At 69.3% G+C, this 18,820-nt stretch carries 14 protein-coding genes; 7 read left to right on the forward strand and 7 right to left on the reverse strand.

The window, feature by feature from the left end; genetic code table 11:
- Window positions 1-162 precede the first annotated feature (162 nt).
- Window positions 163-1,176 (reverse strand): LacI family DNA-binding transcriptional regulator, encoded by a 1,014-nt coding sequence (locus GON06_RS14860; RefSeq protein WP_157313104.1) that lies wholly within the window; start codon window positions 1,174-1,176, stop codon window positions 163-165.
- Window positions 1,177-1,343: 167 nt separating this feature from the next.
- On the opposite strand from GON06_RS14860, the gene GON06_RS14865 reads away from it, so the two are divergent.
- Complete coding sequence (locus GON06_RS14865; protein ID WP_157313105.1) at window positions 1,344-2,894, forward strand: DUF3604 domain-containing protein; 1,551 nt, start codon at window positions 1,344-1,346, stop codon at window positions 2,892-2,894.
- Window positions 2,895-2,918: 24 nt separating this feature from the next.
- Complete coding sequence (locus GON06_RS14870; RefSeq protein WP_157313106.1) at window positions 2,919-4,397, forward strand: sulfatase family protein; 1,479 nt, start codon at window positions 2,919-2,921, stop codon at window positions 4,395-4,397.
- A gap of 19 nt (window positions 4,398-4,416) precedes the next feature.
- Here the strand turns inward: GON06_RS14870 and GON06_RS14875 are convergent, their stop codons facing one another.
- Window positions 4,417-5,559: a hypothetical protein gene (locus GON06_RS14875; RefSeq protein ID WP_157313107.1), complete on the reverse strand. Its 1,143-nt coding sequence runs from the start codon at window positions 5,557-5,559 to the stop codon at window positions 4,417-4,419.
- A gap of 73 nt (window positions 5,560-5,632) precedes the next feature.
- Here GON06_RS14875 and GON06_RS14880 point away from each other — a divergent pair, with 73 nt between their 5' ends.
- The 3 genes from GON06_RS14880 (at window position 5,633) to GON06_RS14890 (ending at window position 10,623) form a co-directional block, all read left to right on the forward strand.
- On the forward strand, window positions 5,633-6,223 hold the full coding sequence (locus tag GON06_RS14880; protein WP_157313108.1) for a TetR/AcrR family transcriptional regulator: 591 nt from the start codon (window positions 5,633-5,635) through the stop codon (window positions 6,221-6,223).
- 130 nt (window positions 6,224-6,353) lie between these two features.
- Window positions 6,354-9,476, forward strand: coding sequence for an NPCBM/NEW2 domain-containing protein (locus GON06_RS14885; RefSeq protein WP_198346718.1), 3,123 nt, complete (start codon window positions 6,354-6,356; stop codon window positions 9,474-9,476).
- A gap of 76 nt (window positions 9,477-9,552) precedes the next feature.
- Window positions 9,553-10,623, forward strand: coding sequence for a LacI family DNA-binding transcriptional regulator (locus GON06_RS14890; protein WP_157313110.1), 1,071 nt, complete (start codon window positions 9,553-9,555; stop codon window positions 10,621-10,623).
- Between the two features lie 238 nt (window positions 10,624-10,861).
- Here the strand turns inward: GON06_RS14890 and ilvD are convergent, their stop codons facing one another.
- Window positions 10,862-12,772 carry a dihydroxy-acid dehydratase gene (gene ilvD, locus GON06_RS14895; RefSeq protein WP_157313111.1) on the reverse strand — a complete coding sequence of 637 codons (1,911 nt, stop codon included), beginning with the start codon at window positions 12,770-12,772 and terminating at the stop codon, window positions 10,862-10,864.
- A gap of 81 nt (window positions 12,773-12,853) precedes the next feature.
- On the opposite strand from ilvD, the gene GON06_RS14900 reads away from it, so the two are divergent.
- Window positions 12,854-13,645 (forward strand): helix-turn-helix transcriptional regulator, encoded by a 792-nt coding sequence (locus tag GON06_RS14900; RefSeq protein ID WP_157313112.1) that lies wholly within the window; start codon window positions 12,854-12,856, stop codon window positions 13,643-13,645.
- A 4-nt stretch (window positions 13,646-13,649) separates the two neighbouring features.
- On the opposite strand, the gene GON06_RS14905 is transcribed toward GON06_RS14900, so the two are convergent.
- The 4 genes from GON06_RS14905 to GON06_RS14920 form a co-directional block, all read right to left on the reverse strand.
- Window positions 13,650-14,087: a MarR family winged helix-turn-helix transcriptional regulator gene (locus tag GON06_RS14905; protein WP_157313113.1), complete on the reverse strand. Its 438-nt coding sequence runs from the start codon at window positions 14,085-14,087 to the stop codon at window positions 13,650-13,652.
- Between the two features lie 69 nt (window positions 14,088-14,156).
- A complete protein-coding gene (locus GON06_RS14910) occupies window positions 14,157-14,609 on the reverse strand; it encodes a MarR family winged helix-turn-helix transcriptional regulator (RefSeq protein ID WP_157313114.1) in 453 nt (150 codons plus the stop codon).
- Window position 14,610: 1 nt separating this feature from the next.
- The gene (locus tag GON06_RS14915) at window positions 14,611-16,320 is read right to left on the reverse strand and encodes an MDR family MFS transporter (RefSeq protein ID WP_232528504.1); all 1,710 of its coding nucleotides are present in this window, start codon (window positions 16,318-16,320) and stop codon (window positions 14,611-14,613) included.
- A gap of 105 nt (window positions 16,321-16,425) precedes the next feature.
- Window positions 16,426-17,532 carry a substrate-binding domain-containing protein gene (locus tag GON06_RS14920; protein WP_157313115.1) on the reverse strand — a complete coding sequence of 369 codons (1,107 nt, stop codon included), beginning with the start codon at window positions 17,530-17,532 and terminating at the stop codon, window positions 16,426-16,428.
- A gap of 250 nt (window positions 17,533-17,782) precedes the next feature.
- On the opposite strand from GON06_RS14920, the gene GON06_RS14925 reads away from it, so the two are divergent.
- Window positions 17,783-18,799: a hydroxyacid dehydrogenase gene (locus GON06_RS14925; protein ID WP_157313116.1), complete on the forward strand. Its 1,017-nt coding sequence runs from the start codon at window positions 17,783-17,785 to the stop codon at window positions 18,797-18,799.
- Window positions 18,800-18,820: the final 21 nt, after the last annotated feature.

Consider the following 18,820-nt stretch of genomic DNA (forward strand, 5'->3'; position numbering starts at 1 on the left):
ATCGTGGTAGATCGATACAGCATCGGAGATCAGTATCAGTCATGGGCATCCCGAATGCAAGCAGCGGACGGCACCCGCCTTCATCGCGGCGGATCTGACGACCGTCCCGTACCGAGGCGCGCCGACCGGGCGGATGCCGAGAGGGCGCCGTCGAGACGAGCCCTACGCCGTGATCAGCGCCGGATGCTCCCGCGACACCGTGCATCCGCACGACTCGCGGACATCCAGGTACGGGGCGAGCGGCAGCGGCGCCTGAATCGTGTCGTCGTCAACCGCGCGGATCAGCCATTCGGCGGCCAGCCGGCCCAGGTCCGCCGTTCCGACAGAGACCGAGGTGATGCTGGGAATGAACACCTCCGATGCCGCGAGGCTGTCGAACCCGGTCACTCCGATTCGGCCGAGCCCGAGCCCTGCATCATGCAGAGCACGAAGCACACCGTAGGCGATCACATCGCTGTGACAGATCACCGCATCGAACTCGGCACCGGACTGCAGCAGTTCTTCGGCCAGCCTGGCACCGCCGTCGATGCTGGTCTGCCCGTGCACGACTGCGGCCAGCGTCGCATCCGCGTGTCGCGACATCACCGCGCGCACACCGGCGATGCGCTCTCGGGTCGGCACCGCGGCCGCCGCGCCGCCGAGGTATGCGATCCGGCGGAAGCCGTGCACTCCCACCAGATGCTCTGCCGCCATCTCGCCGGCGGCGTACGCGTCGCTGCTGAGGGCCGGCCCCTCGTCCGCCGCGGGCCGCGTCAGCGCGAGCGTCGGAATCGGAAGATCCACAGCGGCCGCGCCCAGCGCGGGCACGTAGGCGAGACCCGCGACCGGTGATTCCAGCATCGTCGTGACCAGGCGATCCTGTTGCCCTGGATCATCGAAGGTGTTCGAGATGAGCGTCATGTAACCGGCAGCCGACGCGGCCTTCTCGAAAGCGAGCGCGATCGCGGAGAAGTACGGGTTGGAGAAGTCCGTGACGATGAAGCCGAGCGTCCAGCTCCGGTTGCTGCGCAACGAGGCCGCGTTGCGGTTGTAGATGTAGCCCAGCTTCTCCATCGACTGCCGAACCCGCTCGCGGGTCTGGTCGCTGAGCCGGCCCGTTCCGCGCACCACCATGGAGGCTGCAGCCCGTGAGACACCGGCGTCGGCAGCGACATCCTGCAGAGTCACGCGGCGCATGGGCCGAGTATATCCGGGCGAAAGTCCCCGACCGGATGCGGTCGGACGAAGTCGGCCATAGTGCGACAGAAGCAGATCCCGTGAAGATTCTTCATCTGGTAGATCGATCTAGCGTATAGTGGTCCGACGAGGCCTCACGGTCCTCTCAGTCGAAGGAGACCCTTGACATGACCTTGTTCCGCCCCGCCACCGATCTCGACAGCTACGCCGGACTCACCGCCTACGCCGGAGATCTGCACAACCACTGCGGGATCAGCTACGGCCACGGCTCGATCGAAACCGCCTTCGCCAACGCGAAGCAGCAGCTGGACTTCGCGAGCGTCACCGGGCATGCGGCCTGGCACGACATCCCGGCGGAGCCCCGCGACGTGCACGACTACCACATCGAAGGCTTCGCACGGCTGGAATCCCAGTGGGGCCACGTGCAGGACGTGACTGCCGCCGCCCATGAGGACGGCGAGTTCGTCAGCCTCCTGTCCCTGGAGTGGCACAGCCTCACCTACGGCGATCACTGCGTCTACTACCAGTCCGACCACGGCCCGCTGGAGGTGGCGCGGTCCCAGTCCCTCGAAGAACTGAGAGTACGTCTCCGAGACCTCGACGCGGCCGGCCTGCCTTCCATGGTCCTCCCGCATCACATCGGCTACGGCACCGGACACCGCGGCATCAACTGGTCGACGTACACGGAGGAGCTGTCCCCCGTGGTCGAGCTGGTGTCGATGCACGGCTCAGGCGAGGCCGAGCCCGGTCTGCGACAGTATCTGCACACGATGGGGCCGCGCGACGGCGCGAGCACCGCACAGCACGGACTGACACAGGGGCACCGCTTCGGCTTCATCGGGTCCACGGATCACCACAGCGCCCACCCCGGCAGCTACGGCTACGGCAAGGCGATGGTCTGGGCGGACTCGCTGACGCGCACCGGCATCTGGGACGCGATCCAGGCGCGCCGCACCTACGCCGTCACCGGCGACAGGATCATGCTCGCAACGGCGGTGGACGGGATGCCGATGGGCTCCGAGGTCAGAGCATCCGGCACGCGACGGATCGAGGTCGACGTCCTGGGCGGCGACCGGATCGACTTCGTCGAGGTGCTTCGGAACAACGAGGTCATCGCGGTCGGACGGCCCACGGCATCCTCGGAGGAGTCGGACTTCGACGGCGTTCTGGCAGTCAGCTTCGGGTGGGGCGAGTACGGCGTGGAAGTGGACTGGGACGTGTCGATCCGGGTCCGCGGGGGCCGCATCCTCTCCGTCGATCCGAGGCTGCACGGCGAGGACATCGTCGACCCGCTGCGCAAGGGCTCCGACGCTGAAGGCCCGACGACGCGGTGGGTGCAGGCGGACGACCACACGATCACGATGGCCACCAGGACGCGCGGCAATCCGACGGTGCTCACCGACGCCACTCAGCAGCTCGGCCTGCAGGTGGTCGGCGACGGGAACACCGTGCTCGAGGTCATCGCCAACGGTCGCACCGTCCAGGCGACCGTCGCAGAACTGCGCGAAGGCTCGAAGACCGCCTACACCGGCGGCTTCGTCAGCCCCGCGATCCTGCTGCACCGCGCGGTGGACGAGTCGGCTCGCACCGTCCGGATGGACTTCGAGGATGTCGGCGGCGACGAGGGCACGGACTGGTACTACACCCGCGTCCGTCAGGCGAACGACCAGTACGCCTGGAGCTCGCCGACCTGGGTGGACGCAGGCGCCGGATCCTGACCGGAACCACGCAGGGACACACCGATGACGAAGCCGAACATCATCTTCATCCTCGTGGACGATCATGCCCCGCACGCGATCTCCGCGTACGGAAGCCGCGTCAACACGACTCCGCACATCGATCGCATCGCGCACCAGGGCGCGCTCCTCGAATCGATGTTCTGCACGAACTCGATCTGCACCCCGTCGCGCGCGTCGATCCTCACCGGTACGTACTCCCACGTCAACGGGACGCCGGGGATCTTCGCGGAGTTCGACTATCGCGTGCCGACCTTCGTCGCCGGTCTCCGGGAACACGGATACGCCACTGCGCTGTACGGCAAATGGCACCTCGGCGAGTCGGCGTCAGCTCGGCCGCGGGATTTCGACGACTGGCTGGTCTTCCCCGGTCAGGGCGCGTACATCGATCCCCCGATGATCGGGCCGGACGGCGAGCGGACCATGCGCGGCTACGCCACCGACATCGTCACGGATCTCGCGCTGGACTGGATGTCGCGACGCGACGCGGAACGACCCTTCGCGCTGTTCATCCACCACAAGGCGCCGCACGCTCCGTGGATCCCCGATGACAAGCATCTCGACATGTATCCCGCGGGAAGCATCCCTGAACCCGCGACCTTGCACGATGACCACCGCACGCTCGGAGCGTGGTCCGAGCGCACCACGATGAGCGTCGCCGACGATCTGCAGGAGCGTCACATCAAGGAGCCGCTGCCGCCCGAGCTGATGGGCCCCGAGCAGCGCGAGCAGCGCGCCAGCTGGAAGTACCAGCGCTACATGCGCGACTACCTGCAGGTGATCCAGGCGGTCGATGACAACGTCGGTCGCGTGCTGGACAGGCTCGCCGCCACCGAGGAGGAGCAGAACACGATCGTCGTGTACATGTCGGATCAGGGGTTCTTCCTCGGAGACCACGGCTGGTACGACAAGCGGCTGATGTTCGAGCAGTCGCTCCAGATGCCGGCGCTGATCCGCTGGCCCGCCGGCATCGCCCCGCGGACGACCGTGCCGGACATCCTCACCAACGTCGACATCGCCGCGACGCTGCTCGATCTGTGCGGCATCGACGCGGCGTCCGCCCTGCCTGCTTCACAGGGACACAGCTTCGCCGCTCAGTTGCGCGGCGAGGCGGTATCCGATCGGCCCGATGCCATGTACTACCGGTACTGGGAGCACGACGACCCGAATCACCATGTGCCGGCGCATTACGGGATCCGCACCCGGACCCACAAGCTGATCTGCTACTACAACGACCCGCTCGGCGTCCCCGGCGCCTCCGACCGCAGGTTCCCCGTCGAATGGGAGCTGTACGACCTGGCCGAGGACCCGCAGGAGGTCCACAACGTGATCGACGATCCGAACCGTTCCGGCATCGTCCTGGAGCTGCGCGAGCGACTCGGGCAGCTCCAGGCGCACTACGGGGACCTTCCGTACAACGGTCCGGACACCCCTCATCCCGATTGGGGGGAAGGGGTTCAGCAGTTCAGTCAGTCGCCTCGCTGACCACCCAGACGACCCGTGATCAGGCGGCGACGGATGCCGGAACCGCGCCGCCCTGTGCGACACGGCGTCCGGCAGGATCGAGTGCGGCGAGCAGCAGGCCCGCCAGCATCCAGCATCCGAGCAGCAGCCACGGGAACGAGACGTCCGCGTCGGGGAAGTACGACAGGTCGCGCAGCAGCGTCGCACCGGCGCCCGGCGGCATCCACTGGCCGATCGTGCCCCAGGGCGCGAGCAGGAACTCGACCGGCACGTTCGCCGCGGACAGCGGGTTCGCGAACAGGATCATGGTGACCGCCCCGACGGCGATGCCCGCCTTTCCGAGCAGCGACGACAGACCCACGACCGTCGAGGCGATCGCCCCGATCGTGAGGGCGATGGCCGCGGCGTCCGTCCAGAAGTCCGCCTGCAGCGCCCCGATCCAGCTCTGCAGGATGCCGGTGAGCACGAGCCCGGCCGAGGCCGAGTACACGAGCAGGCCGACGATCCGGCGCCAGGCGCCGGTGACGGTGAGCGACAGCAGCACCCCGCCGAGGACGCCGCCGATGACCAGCGGGAACACCGAGACGGTCAGGCCGATGCCCTGCGGGTCCGCGTCGGCGTAGGGCGCGAGATCGGTGACGACCACGGTGACGGTCGGGATCTCGAACGCACCCTGCGACGGCGGCAGCTGCGGCGCCTGGCCGGCCATCGCGGCCTTCAGCGCCTCCCCCATCGTGGTCTGCAGCTGCTGAACCCCCTGCTCGACCTGCGCGCGGATCTGCGTGTCGATCTGCTTCTGGAGCTGGGCGGCCAGGCCGTCGAGCACTCCTGCGACCTGCGTGCTCGCCGCCGTGGCCTTGAGCACCTCGGGGGTGTCGGTCGGGGCGTCGCCGAGCACGATCGCACCGTAGGCCTCGCGCTGCCCGATCGCGGCGACGGCAGCCTCGCGGTCGTCGTAGCGGATCAGCTCGACGGCTCCATCGGCCTTTTCGTCGATGGCCTTCTCGACCTGCGTGACCGAGGCCTCCGGCCCGACGATCCCGACCGGGAGGTCCTTCGCCGACGCCGTGAGAGACGGCCACGCGAAGGCGAGCAGGATGCCACCGACGATCAGCGAGAGCCCGATCCCGAGGGCGATCGCACGCACCCACGGGGTGCGGGACGAAGCGGATGCCGTGGACATGATTCCTCCTAAAACGAATGTTCGTTCTTTTTATGATGCGCCCCCTGCCCTAGGCTTGTCAACGGAGGTCGGGATGCCGAAGATCAGCGACAGCAGGCGCGAAGAGCGACGTCGATCGATCCTCGAGGCCGCCCTGCGCTGCTTCATCCGCACCGGATACCAGCAGACCTCGATGGCCGACATCATCGCCGAGTCAGGCCTGTCGACGGGCGCGATCTACAGCTACTTCCCCAGCAAGCGCGAGCTGATCCGGGGTGTGGCCGCACTCGTGATCGGCGACCGCCAGACCGAGCTCACGGCCGCAGCATCCGAGCATCCGATCAGCCCGGCCGAGATCGCGACTCTGCTCATCGACGGCGTGCGCAAGCACGCCCCTGTGCAGGCGCTCGTGCAGGTCTGGTCTGAGGCGACAGTCGACGCCGAGCTGCGCGCGCTCATCCAGGAGACCATCGGAGGCATGCGCGCGACGATCACCGCGACGCTCGAGCCCTGGGCCCGTGCACACCCGGAGCGGCTGCCCGACGGCGTCGATCCCGCGCACTGGGCCCGCGAGGTGACGCCCGTGGTGATCGCGCTGATCCCCGGGTTCGCGCTGCAGCGCACGATGTTCGACGACTTCGACGAGGAGCGCTATCTGACGGGCATCCACACGCTGCTGCGCTGAGCAGCACCAGGGCACGCCGCGCAGACGTGTTCACTTGTGTTCACCTCTCCCCCGAATACACACAGCCGCTGTCACGATGGCGGCATCCGCTGTCATCCGGACCGCGGATCGTGATTCGAGGAGGAATCCCGTGCCCAGGAAACGGATGCGGCTGCTCGCCGCCGCAGCGGTCGGCGCGCTCTGTCTGACCGCCGCCCCCGCCACCGCCGCTCTCGCCGCCGGCGAGACCGGCGCCGACGGACTCGCCGGCGACGTGCACTACGCCAGTGATCTCGACTGGGTCTCCGCCACCAACGGCTGGGGCCCCGTCGAGCGCGACTACAACAACGGCGCCAAGGCCGAGCCCGACACAGCGCGGGCCGTCCAGTCGATCCGCGGCGTGCAGTACCCGAAGGGCCTGGGCACGCACGCCCCGGCCCGCATCGTGTACGACGTCGACCAGCAGTGCACGCAGCTGCTGGGATACCTCGGCATCGACGACAGCCAGTCCGGCAAGGGCCGCGTGGACTTCATCGTGAAGGTGGACGGCGCCGAGAAGTACCGCATGGAGCGCAAGGGCACCGATCCCGCCGCACGACTGAACCTCGACCTGAAGGGCGCGAGCACCGTCGAGCTCATCGTCGAGCCCGGCCCCGAGGGCAACGGCAACGACCACGCTGACTGGGCCGACCTGCGCATCAACTGCACCGACGCCTACCTCGCACAGCCGCTCACCATCACGCCAGGCGACGTCGATCTGTCGCTGCTGGCCCCCGGGGCGCCGGTCGAGGTGACCGTCGAAGGCGCGAACCCGCAGGTGCCCGTCACGGTCGGCTTCGCCGGCTCCGAGGTCGTCGTCAACGCGGACGACACGGGCCGCGCCACGGCATCCTTCGTGGTGCCGGCAGGGACCGCGGCCGGGGAGTACGCGATCACCGCACGGGCGGAATCCCTGTTCGGCGCGATCGCCGAGGGCAGCATCGCCGCGCACGTCGTCGAGGTCTCGGACACGGTCTACTACGTGGACTGCACCGCCGAGGGCACCGGAACGGGCACCGCGGAGTCGCCCTTCACCTCGCTCGCACAGCTCGCCGAAGTACAGCCGTTCCAGCCGGGGCAGTCGGTGCGCTTCAAGCGCGGCGCGGAGTGCGTCGGCACGTTCGCCCCGACCGGATCCGGTCTCGCCACCGCACCGATCACCGTCTCGCCGTACGGCGACGGTGACGCCGAGGCGACGATCAACGGAGACGGCGCGCTCGCCGGCATCCACCTGCTGAACGTCAGCAACTGGACGGTCGACGGCATGCACGTGATCAACCCGGGCACGCCGGATCAGCGCCGCGTCGGCATCCTGTACGAGATCAACGACGGCACCAAGCGCAGCGGGGCGGTCCTGACGCGAAACCACGTCGAGAAGGTCGCGGGATGGTCGGACAAGACCACGCTCGGCAACGCGTTCTCGCGGTCGGCAGGCATCTCGGTGCTCGGCGACGGCATCGGCTGGTTCGACGGCATCACCGTCACGGACAACGTCGTCAACGACACCGCCGCGGGCGGCATCAAGCTCTCCGCGCCCGACACCACCCGGCACTACAACGAGGACGTCTACGTCGCACGCAACGACATCCGTGCTGTCGGCGGCGACGGCATCGTGATCCACAACTCGGACAAGCCGGTCATCGAGTACAACTCCGCGATCGACCTTGGCCACGGCGAGTATCCGTTCCTGAAGGGCAACTTCGCCGGCATGTGGCCGTACAACTCGGTGGACCCGCTGTTCCAGTACAACGTGGTGGGCAACAGCGTCGGCTCGACCTACGACTCCACCGCGTGGGACTGCGACATGAAGATCAAGGGCAGCTGCACGTTCCAGTACAACTATTCCTACGGCAACGCCGGCGGGTTCTACCTGGACTGCATCTCGGGCTGCGGCACGGCCTCGACCACCACGAACACCATCCTGCGCTACAACGTCTCGCAGGACGACTGCCGTCTCGCCGGCTCCAGCGGCGGCCCCGGTCTGCACCTGATCTACAACAACACGTTCTCCTGCCTGAACAGGCCGTTCGAGGACGACATGAACGCGCCGCGCGAGGTGAGGAACAACATCATCATCGCCCAGGGCGGCACGCTGAAGACGACGAACGCCGTGTACGAGAGCAACGCCTACTTCGGCGGCATCCAGCCGGCGAGCACCGAGGCGAACCCGATCGTGGGCGACCCGCAGCTGATCGCCGCAGGCAGCGGCCAGCAGACGCGCGCGCTGCCCGGCTATCGCCTGGCCGTCGGCTCGCCTCTGCTGGGCGCCGGCACGCCGATAGCGGATGCCGGCGAGCGCGACTTCTTCGGCAACCCGATCCCTGCGACGCCGAACATCGGCGCGTACCAGGGCGAGGGCGTCGAGGTGGCGCCGCTGCCGTTCGGCGAGCTGGTCAACCAGACCGCGGTGGCGGCGAAGGCGAACCCGCGCAACGGTGCCGTGACCGCCGACCTGAAGGCGTTCTCCGCCGAGGCTCTCGCCGACGCCGGACTCGTCGTGGGCGAGAAGGCCACGGCGTTCGGCACGGAGATCGACTGGCATCCCACCGCCGTCGGCACGCCCGACGCGGTGAAGTCCGCAGGACAGCAGGTCGCGCTGAACGGCGAGGGCGACTCGCTCGTCATCACCGGCTTCTCGGCCGGCACTGCCGCCGAGGGCACCGCGACCGTGCATTACCAGGACGGCACCAGCGAGCAGGTCGCCGTCGCGCTGCCGTCGTGGAACGCGCAGGCCACGGATGCCGCGGACACGGTGCTGCTCGCGAGCGGCACGTCGTACCTGCAGCGCTCGAAGCCCTACATCGGCGGCACGCTCTCCACCGTGCCGGGCGCGGCCTCGGTCTTCGCGCAGCGGATCCCACTGTCGGGCAAGCCGGTGGCGAGCGTGACCCTGCCCGAGGGCAGCCCGGTCACCGGCGAGGGCCTGAGCCTGTTCTCGGTGCAGCTCGCCGGGAGCGCGGTACCGACCACGGCAGGGGTGCTCACCGAGTGCCGCGGGCCCAACGCGTGGGTGCACGTCACCGTCGCGAACGGTGCCGAGGGACCGATCGCCGTCGCGGTGGACACCGTGCTCGGTGATGACGTGAAGGTCAAGCTGAACCCGGGCAAGGACACGCGTGCATCGTTCAAGGTGCACGGCGCCCTCGCAGACGGCGAGGCGTCGGTGGTCGCGTCGACCGGCTCGGGGGCGCGCACGACGACGGCGGTCCCCTATTCCGGGATCGACTGCCGCTGATATGCACTGGTGGGGGCGGCTCCTGCCGGGGCCGCCCCCACCCGTATGCGGGGAGGAAAGACGCTAGGGTGAGCCGATGATCGCCGAGGAACGCAGAGAGCGGATCCTGCGGGAGATCGTGCTCCGCGGCCGCTTCGAGGTCGCGGATTTCGCGCGTCGCACCGGACTGAGCGGCATGACGATCCGTCGCGACCTCGCCGTACTCGCCGAGCGCGGTCTGATCCGCCGCGTGCACGGCGGCGCGGTGCTACCGGAGACGGCCGAGGCACCGGTCGTGGGGTCTCGAGGGATCGGCAGCTCCTCGCGGCCCGTCGCGACCGTCGGGCTGATCGTGCCGGATGCCGGTTACTACTTCCCGCCGATGATCCGCGGCGCCGGCGAGGCCGCGCACGCCGCCGGCATCCGCATAGTGCTGGGCACCACCAACTACGACCCTCGCGAGGAGGTGCATCAACTCACCCGGCTGGCGGCCGGAGATGTCGACGCGATCATGCTCATCACCGCCCGGCCTGGCGTGGACGACAGCACGACCTGGGACGCGATCTCCGGCATCAGCACTCCCGTCGTCCTCGTCGAGCGTTCAACCGAGGGCGCGCCGACGGCGCTGCGGATCGACTCGGTCCGCTCAGACCACAGCTTCGGCGCGGAACTGGCCGTGGATCACCTCGCCGAGCGCGGCCACGACGGCGTCGGGCTCCTCCTGCGCGAGACGGCGACCGCACCGTGGGTCGCCCTCGGGCACGCCCGCGCCACCCGCCGGCACGGTATGCGGACGGCGCCCGTCGCCACTGCGCCGTCTCCGCGGTGGGGCGACGGATCGACGTCCGAGGTGCTGCGCACCTTTCTGGAGGACTGCCTGTCGCACGGCATCCGCTCGGCGATCGTGCTGCCGGACGATCTCGCCGTCGCGCTGCTCGGAGTCGTCGAGGATCGCGGCCTGCGCGTGCCGGACGACTTCGCGATCGTGGCCTACGACGACGAGATCGCCTCGTTCGCCGGGGTCCCGCTGACGGCGATCGCGCCGCCGAAGCGCGAGGTCGGACGACGCGCGCTCGAGGCCTGCCGGCTGCGCCTGGAGCAGCGCGACGAGGCCCCGGCGCAGCGCATCCAGCTCACGCCGACGATCAACGTCCGCGAGTCGACCTGACCTGTGCGGGCGGACTTCCCGCTGCTCCGGTCCCACTCGTTGCGGGTGCCCTTTCACGCGGCGGACCGATTCGCATCCGGCGGACGACACGCCGCGTGCGGGTCCGCCATCCGCAGGTCCGTCCGCCATCTGCAAGGACGACCGGTCCCGGCACCCGCAAACCGTGCGACCAGAGCAGTGATGTCGCAGGCCGTACACGGGGCGCGCGTCACGCGTACAGGGCCTCCGACGCGAGGCGTCAGACGCCGAGCAGGCTGTCCTGCTGCCGGGCGTCGTACTCCGCCACCGCGCGCTCGACGCGGTCGACGTCGCGCACAGCACCCTTGTCGGCCGAGAGCGCCATCGCGGCGTACGCGCGCAGCGCCGGCGACACCACGCGCTCGCGGTCGCGCGGGCGGTAGCCACCCGCCGCGACCAGCCGGTCGCGGCGCCGCGCGAGCTCGTCCTCCGAGACCTCCAGCGTGATGCCGCGGGTCGGGATGTCGATCGTGATGATGTCTCCGTCCTCGACCAGGGCGATCGTGCCGCCGGACGCCGCCTCCGGCGAGACATGACCGATCGACAGGCCCGAGGTGCCGCCCGAGAACCGGCCGTCGGTGATCAGCGCGCAGCTCTTGCCCAGTCCGCGCCCCTTCAGGAACGAGGTCGGGTACAGCATCTCCTGCATCCCCGGCCCGCCCTTGGGACCCTCGTACCGGATCACCACCACGTCGCCGGCGCCGACCTCCTTGTTCAGGATCTTCGCCACCGCCTCGTCCTGCGACTCGCACACCACGGCGGGGCCGGAGAACGACCAGATCGACGGGTCGACGCCCGCGGTCTTCACCACCGCGCCGTCCAGCGCGATGTTGCCCCGCAGCACCGCCAGGCCGCCGTCGGCCGAGTAGGCGTGCGCGACGTCGCGGATGCAGCCCTCCGAAGCGTCCTCATCGAGGGTCTCCCAGCGTGCGGACTGCGAGAACGCCTTCGACGACCGCACGCCGGCCGGGGCGGCGTGCCACAGGTCGCGAGACTGCTCCGAAGCGGAGCCGCTGCGGATGTCCCACTCGTCCAGCCACTCGCCCATGGTCGCGGCATGCACGGTGTGCACCTGCTCGTCCAGCAGACCGCCGCGGCGGAGCTCGCCGAGGATGGCGGGGATGCCGCCGGCGCGGTGCACGTCCTCCATGTAGTAGATCTTCCCGGCGCCCGCGGCGTTCGGCGCCACCTTGGCCAGGCAGGGCACTCGGCGCGAGACGGCATCGATCTCGTCCAGCCCGAACTCCACGCCCGCCTCGTGCGCGGCGGCGAGCAGGTGCAGGATCGTGTTGGTCGACCCGCCCATCGCGATGTCCAGCGCCATCGCGTTGCCGAAGGCCGCGGGCGTGGCGATCGAGCGCGGCAGCACCGACTCGTCGTCCTGGTCGTAGTAGCGGTGCGCGATGTCGACGACCAGGCGGCCGGCGTCCTCGTACAGCGCCTTGCGGGCGGTGTGGGTGGCCAGCACCGAGCCGTTGCCGGGCAGCGAGAGGCCGATCGCCTCGGTGAGGCAGTTCATCGAGTTGGCCGTGAACATGCCCGAGCATGAGCCGCACGTCGGGCAGGCCGCCTCTTCGATGCGCTGGATGTCGGCATCCGAGATGTTCTCGTTGACGGCCTCGGAGATCGCGTCGACCAGGTCGAGCGTGCGGATCGTGCCGTCGACGAGCGTGGCGCGCCCGGACTCCATCGGCCCGCCCGAGACGAACACCGTGGGGATGTTCAGCCGCAGCGCGGCCATCAGCATGCCGGGAGTGATCTTGTCGCAGTTCGAGATGCACACCAGGGCGTCGGCGCAGTGCGCCTGCACCATGTACTCCACCGAGTCGGCGATGAGATCCCGCGACGGCAGCGAGTACAGCATCCCGCCGTGGCCCATCGCGATGCCGTCGTCGACGGCGATCGTGTTGAACTCGCGCGGGATGCCGCCGGCCGCGGAGATGGCCTCGGACACGATGCGGCCGACCGGCTGCAGGTGGGTGTGACCGGGGACGAACTCGGTGAAGCTGTTGGCGACGGCGATGATCGGCTTGCCGAAGTCCGAGCCGTTCACGCCGGCGGCGCGCAGCAGAGCGCGGGCGCCGGCCATGTTGCGGCCGTGGGTGACAGTGCGGGAGCGAAGAGCGGGCATCCTCCCATTCCGCCACAGGGCGCCCGGCGGTGCCAGACGGCGGTGATACTAGTAGTGGTACCACCAGTCAGGAGGACCACGATGGATGCCGACCAGCGGCGCCGCGAGGAGCTCGCGGCCTTCCTGCGCGACCGGCGTGCCCGGGTGGACCGCGCGGCCCTGGGACTGCCGGTCGCCGCACGATCCCGCGTCTCCGGCCTGCGCCGTGAGGAGGTGGCGACTCTCGCCGGTGTGAGCGTCACCTGGTACACCTGGCTGGAGCAGGCTCGCGACATCAACCCGTCACGGCAGGTGCTGGACTCGCTCGGCCGTCTCTTCGGGCTGCGCCCGGTGGAGCTGACCTACCTGCGCACGCTGGGCGGGCACGGCGAGCTCACCCCGGCGGCGGAGTCGACGGAGCGCGCCCCGGAGCGACTGCGCCGGCTGCTGGAGTCGTTCCCGTTCCCCGCGTTCCTGCTGGCGGAGGACTGGTCGATCATCGGCTGGAACCCGGCGTACGCGCAGCTGTACCCGCGCATCGAGACGCTGGATGCCGATGATCGCAACCTGCTCTGGCTGCTCTTCACAGACGAGTCGCTGCGACGGATGCTGCCGGACTGGGCAGAGCAGAGCCGCCGGTTCGTCGGCGAGTTCCGCGCGGAGGCGCGCCGATGGCTGGCCGCCTCCCGCGAGGACGGCATCGTGACGCGGGTCAGCGCGGCGTCCACCGACTTCGCCCGCATCTGGCAGGAGCGCGACGTGGCCGGGTTCGTGTCGCGCGAGCGCACGTTCCGGCATCCGCTGCTCGGGACGACCGTCTACGAGCAGCACGGGGTCGTGCCCAGCGAGTTCCCCGATCTGGAGCTGATCCTGTACGTGCCGGCTTCCTCCTGAGACCTCAGCTGGCCAGCGCGTCGAGCAGGTCCGCGAAGAGGTCGAGGTCTTCGGCCGACCAGTCGCGCAGGCGCTCGCCGATTCGCGCCTCGTACGCCGCACGGGCCGCGGCGACCCGCTCACGGGCGAGGTCGGTCGCCACGAGCAGCCGCGCCCGTCCGTCCTCCGGGTCGCGCACGCTCTCGACGAGGCCGAGCTCCTCGAGCTGCCGCACCTGCCTGCTCACGACGGACTTGTCGGTCTGCAGCCGTTCGATGATCGCGCCCGCCGATGTCGCCTTGCCGCTCTCGATCGCGGCGAGCACCTGGTAGCCGACGGGCTGCAGGTCGGGATGCACCGTCGCCGCGGCCTCGCGCCAGCTCACCCGGATGCGGGCGAAGAGTCGCCCCAGCTCCTGCTCCACGCGGGAGACGGCGAGGTCGAGATCGGACGGGGCGCTCATGCCGCCAGTCTATTTCGCCGGGTACGCCAGGACCCCGCCACCCGAGGGGATGACGGGGTCCTGTGCGGTTCAGGCCTCCGCGAGGATGCGGAACACCTTCGAGGCGACCTCGATCTCGCCGGGGTCCAGCTCGATCATCGCCGCACGCATCCGCTGCGCATGGTCGGCCCGCACCTGAGCGAGCGCGGCGGTCGCCTCCGGCGTCGCCGTCAGCACCCGCAGCCGGCCGTCGTGCTCGTCGGCGCGGGACTCCAGGAGGCCCAGGTCCTCCAGCATCCGCACCTGACGGCTGACGACGGACTTGTCCATCTCGAAGCACTCCGCGAGCTGGTGCGCGTTGGTGCCGCCGGAGCGGGCGACGAACGTCAGCAGCTTGTAGCCGGAGGGCTGCAGCTCGGGATGCACCCGAGCCGCAGACTCCTTCCACAGCGTGCGGGCCTTCGCGAACATCAGGTTCAGCTGACCCTGGAACTCCGCGAGCGCCTCGTCGACGTCCGCCGGATCCGCGGTGCGGATGGCCATGTCAGCGGCTCCGCTCCTCGTCCTCGCGTTCGAGGACGGCCACAGAACCCGTGGACGGCGCCGCATCCTCGGCGGAGACCGTGCGGATGCTGCCGGTGGGGGCGTATGACCCGACCTCGGCCTCGGCCACCTCGAGCGCCGACTCCTCGGCCCGCTCGCGCAGCTCCTCGGCGGCGTTCTTGGTCGACAGCGGCTTGTTCTTGATGAACGCGATCGCGATGATGCCGACCACGGCCAGCGGGACGGCCAGGAAGAACGCGTCGGCGATGCCGCTGCCGTACGCCGACTCGACGATGTTGCGGATCGAGTCCGGGAGGTCCGCCATCTTCGGGACGTCGCCCGAGCCGAGCAGCTTCAGCGCCTCGAGCTCCTCCGGGGAGGTGGGCTTGAAGCCGGCGAAGCCGTCCTTGATGTACTGGGTGACGTTGGTCGCCAGGACCGAGCCCATGATGGTCACGCCGATCGTGCCGGCGATCGTGCGGAAGAAGTTCACACCGGACGAGGCAGCACCCAGCTGCTGCGGCGGGGTGTCGTTCTGCACGATCAGGGTGAGGTTCTGCATCACCATGCCGAGGCCGGCGCCGAGCACGAACATGTAGACCGCCACGAGGGTGTACGGGGTGTCGTACTTCAGGGTGGACATCAGGTACACGCCGATGAGGGTGAGCACCGAGCCCAGCATCATCCAGCTCTTCCACTTGCCGAACCGGCTGACCAGCTGGCCGATGATGATCGACGTGCCCATCTGGCCGACGATCATCGGGATCGTCATCAGACCCGACTCGGTCGGTGTGGCGCCACGCGCCAGCTGGAAGTACTGCGCGAGGAACACCGAGGTGGCGAACATCGAGACGCCGATCGCGATCGACGCGAGGACCGACAGCGTGAAGGTGCGGTTGCGGAACAGCGACATCGGGACGATCGGTTCCTTGACGAAGAACTCGACGATCACGAACGCGACGAGCACCACGGCGGAACCGATCGCGAGGACGTAGCTGGTCATCGAGTCCCAGTCGAACTGCTGGCCGCCCATGGAGACCCAGATCAGCAGGCCGGCGACGCCGACCGCGAGCAGCACGACGCCGAAGTAGTCGATGGAGACCTTCTTGGCGGCAGGCTTCGGCAGGTGCAGCGTGAACTGCAGCAGGATCAGAGCGACGATCGCGAACGGCACGCCGATCCAGAAGTTGGAGCGCCAGCCCCACACATCGGTGAGGAAGCCGCCGAGCAGCGGCCCGCCGATGGTGGCGAAGGCCATGATGCCGCCGACGACGCCCATGTACTTGCCGCGCTCACGGGGCGAGATGATCAGCGCGACCGCGACCATCACCAGCGACATGAGGCCGCCGACGCCGATGCCCTGCACGACGCGCATGGCGATCAGCATGTTGATGTCGGTCGAGAAACCGGCGATCACGGTGCCGACCGTGAACAGCACGAGCGACAGCTGCACGAGCACCTTGCGGTCGAGCAGGTCGGAGAGCTTGCCCCAGATCGGGGTGGAGATCGCGGTCGCCAGAAGGCTCGCGGTGATGACCCAGGTGTACTGGGCCTGGGTGCCGCCGAGGTCGGCGACGATGACGGGAAGCGAGGTCGACACGACCGTGCCCGAGAGCACGGCGACGAACATTCCGACGATGAGGCCGGAGATCGCGGTGAAGATCTCGCGGGCCGAGCGCTTCTCGGCCGTGGAGTGTGGTGTGGAGTTCAAAGGGGATTCTCCTGCATAGAAAGTTGATCTGCGTCAACGATACATCAATCGTTGCTTTTTCTCAACTATTGCCACAGGTCAACCAATCCGGCGTGCCGGATCCCCTCAGAGCGCTGCCGGCGCCGTCGACTCCCTCTGATGCAGCACGGGCACCACCTGCACACGCTCGACCGGTCGCTCCGCCCCCTCTGTGAGCCGCGCGAGCATCACCTCGACCGCGCGACGACCGACATGCGGCTTCGGCGGGGCCAGCGCCGTGATGGGCGGGGACGCGTTCTCGGCCACCTCGTCGTCGTAGGCGATGATCGACAGGTCGCCGGGAACGGACAGCCCGTTGTCGATGACGTGCTGTTCGACGAGCAGGGCCTGGGGATCGGAATGGATCAGCATGCCGGTCACCCCCTCGCTTATGACCCGCTTCAGCAGGTCGTCGGCGAAGTCGATGCGCTCGGGACCCTCCATGTAGTCCAGCGAGGCATCGAGGTCGATCACCGACTCGAGACCGAGCTCCTCGACCGCCCTGGCCCAGCCCCGGCGCAGCTGCCACGAGGTCGGCGACTGGCGCGACGTCAGGATGCCGACCCTCCGATGCCCGAGGGTTGCCAGGTGCGACGCCGCCAGCGCGCCACCGAAGACGTGGTCGGTGGTGACCCACTCCAGGCTGGTCAGCGCCAGCGAGGTGGGAGCACGGCGTTCGGCGAGCACGACCGGGATCGGCAGGCTCTCCAGCCAGTTCAGCAGCGCGTATCCGTCCGGGCCCTGGTTCTCGGGCGCGACGATGAGGCCGTGGAACCCGCCGGAATCGATCAGCGACGCGATCTGGCGGCGCTGATCGGCTGCCTCGTAGCTCGCCCCGCGGAGCACCAGCTGCACGCCGAGCTCGGTCGCCGCGGCACGCGCGCCGATCACGACCTGGGGCCAGTAGTAGCTCAGCGACGGCACCACCATGCCCACCCGATATCGGGGAGCCTCGATCGTGGCGCGCGGCGTGACGGTCGTGTCGAGCCGGCTGCGCAGCGTCGCGCCGCCGTGCACGCGAGTCACCAGCCCGCGGTCGGCGAGTTCGCCGATGTCGCGGCGGATGGTCAGCTCGGACACGTCGAACTCGCGCGCCAGGTCGGCCACCCGCACCGCTCCGGACACCCGCAGCTCGTCCATGATCCGCTCGCGTCTGGCGATGCCGAACACGGGCTTCGATGCGTCGTCGGTCATCGGATCTCCCCTCTCATCTGCCACCGGCTCCCGAATGCGGAAGCGAACAACATGCGCGACATCGTGTCGATCCAGGATGCCGATCGAGCAGAGTCCCGCGTCGGATCAGCATGCGTCTCCCGTAATGATCAGGAATGTTCGATTGAGAACTATCACGTTCGAACAGGTTGCAAATGTTCGAGAATCAGTCTTCACTGAGAACACCGCACAACGCAAGCGGCTTCCTCACGCCCTCGATGGAGAGACACACATGGCCACTTCCCGGCCCCGGGCCCACGCGGTCATGAGCACTGAGGCCTTCGAGCTGCTGTTCGACGACAGCAGGCGCGAACGCTTCGCGGCCCTTGCCGACGTCCCGTCGCCGATGCACATCGCCGACCTCTCCGACCCCGCGCTCGGCGCCGAGCTCGCCGAGGTCGAGGTGCTCATCACCTCGTGGGGCGCTCCGCGCTTCGACGCCGCCATGCTCGAACGCCTCCCCCGTCTCCGTGCGGTGTTCCATGCCGCCGGCAGCGTGCGCCACCACATCTCGGAGGAGTTCTGGGACCGCGGCATCCTCATCACCACGGCCGCAGAGGCCAACGCCGTGCCGGTCGCGGAGTTCACCCTCGCCGCCGTCGTGTTCGCCGGCAAGCGCGTGCTGCCAGGGCTGTGCGCTCCCGCCCCCGGCGACGCCGCCTGGGGAGATCAGCTGCGGCAGCGGTCCATCGGCAACCTCGATCGCACGGTCGGCATCGTGGGGTACTCGCGCATCGGCCGCCGCGTCGTCGACCTGCTCCGCTCGCTCGAGGGCGTCCGCGTGCTCGTCGCCGATCCCTTCGCCGACGCCGAGGCCGTCGCGTCGGCGGGGGCGACGCTCGTTCCGCTGGACGAGCTGCTGCCGCAGGCCGACGTGCTCTCGCTGCACGCCCCGTCGCTGCCGTCCACGTTCCACATGATCGCCGCCGAGCAGCTCGCGCTGCTCCCCGACGGCGCCACCGTCATCAACACCGCCCGCGGCAGCATCCTCGACCACGACGCGCTGCTGGCCGAGTGCAGCACCGGACGCCTGGATGCGATCCTCGACGTGACCGACCCCGAGCCGCTGCCCGCGGACTCCGGGCTGCGCGACCTGCCCAACGTGGCGATCACTCCCCACCTGGCCGGATCGCTCGGCACCGAGACCCGTCGCCTGACCGACGCGGCACTCGACGAGCTGCAGGCGTACATCTCCGGCGCGGAGCCGCTCGACCCGGTACGCGCGGCAGACCTGGCGCGCAGCGCCTGACGCCCTTCGCCCGGCTCCTGA

Origin of the sequence: Microbacterium sp. MAH-37, assembly GCF_009758255.1 — a bacterium.
In the GTDB taxonomy this organism is placed as follows: Bacteria; Actinomycetota; Actinomycetes; order Actinomycetales; family Microbacteriaceae; genus Microbacterium.